Origin of the sequence: Bacillus sp. AP50 (assembly GCF_040492675.1) — a bacterium.
GTDB classification, from domain to species: Bacteria; Bacillota; Bacilli; order Bacillales; family Bacillaceae_G; genus Bacillus_A; species Bacillus_A cereus.
The window spans coordinates 1-3,903 of sequence record NZ_JBEUTW010000633.1; the positions used below are offsets into that span (position 1 = coordinate 1).

A 3,903-nucleotide genomic window follows, 5' to 3' on the forward strand; every position below is an offset into this window, starting at 1 on the left:
GTGTAGCGTGTATATATTGCGCCTTGCTAAAAGGAGAGAATCTTTCTTTTTAAAGAGAACAAATATATTAACATTTTCTGAATTAATTTACCGTATGAAAGATAATGCAACGATGTTTTTTATAGTATCTATTGTTTCAGCAGTTGCATTTACAGCAATTGGTACAACAGCCGCAATTGGAAATAGGGATTTAGTAAGGATGACAAATCCCTATACATTTTTGTATGGAAGTCTTGAAAATGACAAAGTATTGAATAAAAATCTTTCTATTATAAAAAAGCACCTTTCTGATGCTAATATTCCGTATCGAATGGCTTCATCTTCATATATATACACAGAAAATGGCGTAAATGTAATGAAGTTAAGTGAATACAACGATCTTGCTAAAGCACTAGGCTATCAACAAGAAAAAATTGAAAAAGAAGATGAAATTTTATTAATTCCTGGAGTCGTATCACAAAAACAAGAATTTAAAAATGGCGAGTATAAAAAGAATATAGAAGTCATTCAAGGTGACTGGACAAAGACATTTCATGTGAAAAAAGCTGTAGAAAATTTAGTTTTACCACACGATTCTAGAACTATTTATATCGCTGTTCAAGATCAGGTATATGATGGAATGCCTCTTACTAGTGACCCAGTTAATAAAGAAATTCCATATCGTACTTACGGATTTGTTGTAGATGATTGGATAAAAACGAAAGAGATTTCCAATCAATTAAAGAGTATATTCGATAAAGATCTTAGGGACAGAGATTTCTACTTTGAAGCTTTAACATTAAACTTGTTGGAAGCAAAGCAAAAGAATGGTTTATTACTTATGGTAAGTATTTTAGTCGGAATCGTCTTCTTTACATTCGCTGCTAGTTTTATTTATTTCCGATTATATACAGATTTGGATCGCGATCAGCAGCAATATAAAATGATTTCGAAAATGGGATTAAGTAAAGGTGAGTTAAAAAAAGTTGTAACGAGACAGTTATTATTAATGTTCTTTTTACCAATTGTCGTTGCAGTGATTCATACTGTAGTCGCTTATATAGCATTACAGCAATTAGTCGATTTTTCTATCATAAATAGCTCTATCGTTATTTTAATTTCATTTATATGTATACAAGTTTTATATTTCTTTATAACCCGTTGGCGTTATCTGCAAAAGCTTTATAAGGTTATGGAGCAATAGAATTTATTAGCTTGTAAGACTACAATAAAGTATGTAGAAAAATGAACTGTATGATGAAAGGAAACGAGATGAAAAGAACTTTAACTATTTTTATGTTAACGATACTATTATTAATAAGTTTTAGTGCATGTTCTAAAAAGGAAAATCCATTTCCTGCAAACGGTGTATTAATTATTGGAGATGAAAATAATATTTCACCAATTATTAATCGTTATCAGGAAATTACGGAAGAAAATGAAGTGTTTTCTGTGAAAAAAGGGGAAGTTGGAAATGGAAATGTCTTAATTTTAAATGAATCTACAGCACAAGCATTGATTAAAGAAAAACTTTTTCGAAAACAAGATAATGGCTCCAATTATATTATAGATACGTTACCGAAATTCCCCAAAGAAGGGGCGCTATTATTTACAAGTGAAGACAATAAGACTATGAAAAGTATTAAAATAGGAGAGGAAGAGATTCCTGTTACATACGATAGTGATGCTTGGATAGGTAACAATCGTAAATATTCAACGGAATGGTATATGATTGTAGCAAAAAATAGTGTTTATAAAGAAATAAAGGCAAATGAAATGAAAATGCATCTTCTTCATTTGAAAAAATCACTAGGTGACGAAAAACCTAAAATGTCGACAGATAATACATTGGTTAATGAAAATGTCAAAGTAAAAAAGTTAATTAAAGGTTTGGAAGGAGAAGTATCTTTTCACTTTGTAACGATTGGCGAAAAACCTTAAAAAAGAGTTCGAAGTTGATAAAAATTTCATCAGCTTCGAACTCTTTTTAGTTTATAGACAAATCAATTATTATGCTTTACATTACTTCATTTAATCGAGTCTCACTCGTTTCTTCAATCGCATTTGAATTTTGAACTGAATTATTTTGTGCTTCTTTTTCTTTACGAGCCTTTTGTAGCATTTCAAGTATAATCCATAAAGGAACACCTTTATCCTTTAACATCTTCCATAAATCTAATTCATTAAATTTATGCTCAGGCTGTTTCATTTCTTTTTCAGATGAACGAATATCAAACTTGATAGGATCATTTATTTTCTTACTTTCAAGTTTAGTAGAAGAGATAGTATTATGCTCAAGAGTAGATGGAGTTATTTTAGTAGGTTGAGATAATGTATGAATATTTGATCCGATTTGCATGCTTTTTCCTCCTTTTCAAGCAATGAGATTAGTTTTCTTATGGTTTTTAAATCTTTTTAACATGAGGCAACTATATCTAATTATAAATTCAAATAAACAGATTTACAAGTTGTATTGTAAAAAGCAAATATTTACTTGAATTAATATTTATCAACATTTGTATATGTTTTCTATATATACAACGTATATAAAATACTTTACATTATGTTTAAGTTGTTAAAGTATTCTGTTAATTTTTTAAAAAAGAAAAATGTAAACGTTTTATTAGGGGGAGAAAGTATGGGGAAGTTATTTTTAAAAATATGTTTTTTCGCATTAGTGACCGTATGTTCATTCGCAGCGAAAATATCATACGCTGAAGAGAGGCAACAAAATAATTATCCAATCATATTGGTGAATGGATTTGCTGGATGGGGTAGAGAAGAAATGCTTGGCGTAAAATATTGGGGTGGTGTTCATGATATACAGGAAGATTTGAAACGCAATGGTTATACGGTACATACCGCAGCTGTTGGACCTGTTTCTAGTAACTGGGATCGTGCATGTGAATTGTATGCACAAATTAGCGGTGGGACAGTAGACTATGGTGCCGTACATGCTGAGAAACATGGACATAATCGTTTTGGCAGAACTTATAGTGGTTTTGCGCCGAATTGGAGTGAAACAAATAAAGTTCATTTAGTTGGACATAGCATGGGTGGACAAACGATTAGAACATTAGTACAGCTATTAAAAGAAGGTAGTTTTGAAGAAAAGAATTATGTGAAAAATCACCCAGACATCAAAATATCACCACTATTTGAAGGCGGAAAATCATATGTTCATAGTGTTACAACATTAGCAACCCCTCACAACGGTACAACACTTGCGGATGGTAGTCTTCTGCTACCGTTCGTTAAAGATTTACTCATTACAGCTGCAAGCTTTGGAGGAAACAATAATTTATCATTATATGATTTTAAATTGGATCAATGGGGTATAAAGAAAAATGCTGGAGAGTCCTTTTTCCAATATAGTAATCGTATTCTAAATAGTTCACTTTGGAAAAATACAAAAGATATAAGTCAATGGGATTTAAGTACAGATGGTGCAAAGGAGTTAAATAATTGGGTAAAGACGCAACCAGATGTGTATTATTTATCCTATAGTGGACATGCATCACAAGCAGCACCTATAACAGGTTTACATTTACCGCATATTACGATGAATAAAGTGTTGATGGGGAATGCATTTTTCTTAGGTTCTTATGCGAGATATGAAGAAAACCGTCCGTTAGTTGATACTTCTTGGTGGCAAAATGATGGTGTAGTAAATACGAATTCTATGATTGCACCATCTTCTAATGTTGCTGTAAATAATAATGGGTCATTACAGATTGGAAAATGGAATCATATCGAAACGAAAGCGAATTGGGATCATCTCGATATGGTAGGATTAAGTGTTTCAGACTCATTAGGTTTTTCTAGCATTCAAGAGTTTTATAGAACAATTGCTGAAAAGCTATCACGTTTACCGAAATAGGTAATAATAAAGCGCTCTCGATGGAATTCGAGAGCGCTTTATAT

3 protein-coding genes and 1 pseudogene are annotated in these 3,903 nt (G+C 31.5%); 3 read left to right on the forward strand and 1 reads right to left on the reverse strand.

The features are described 5' to 3' along the window. Both ABWK52_RS27660 and ABWK52_RS27665 read left to right on the forward strand, forming a co-directional pair. A pseudogene (locus ABWK52_RS27660) lies at positions 1 to 1,183 on the forward strand (ABC transporter permease); the annotation flags it as partial. A 50-nt stretch (positions 1,184 to 1,233) separates the two neighbouring features. Further along, positions 1,234 to 1,920 carry a lipoprotein BA_5634 family protein gene (locus tag ABWK52_RS27665; RefSeq protein WP_000975419.1) on the forward strand — a complete coding sequence of 229 codons (687 nt, stop codon included), beginning with the start codon at positions 1,234 to 1,236 and terminating at the stop codon, positions 1,918 to 1,920. A 76-nt stretch (positions 1,921 to 1,996) separates the two neighbouring features. Here the strand turns inward: ABWK52_RS27665 and ABWK52_RS27670 are convergent, their stop codons facing one another. After that, entirely contained in the window at positions 1,997 to 2,338 is a 342-nt protein-coding gene (locus ABWK52_RS27670; RefSeq protein WP_001165515.1) for a DUF3914 domain-containing protein, read from the reverse strand. 279 nt (positions 2,339 to 2,617) lie between these two features. Here ABWK52_RS27670 and ABWK52_RS27675 point away from each other — a divergent pair, with 279 nt between their 5' ends. Beyond that, entirely contained in the window at positions 2,618 to 3,859 is a 1,242-nt protein-coding gene (locus tag ABWK52_RS27675) for an esterase/lipase family protein (protein WP_000517066.1), read from the forward strand. Positions 3,860 to 3,903: the final 44 nt, after the last annotated feature.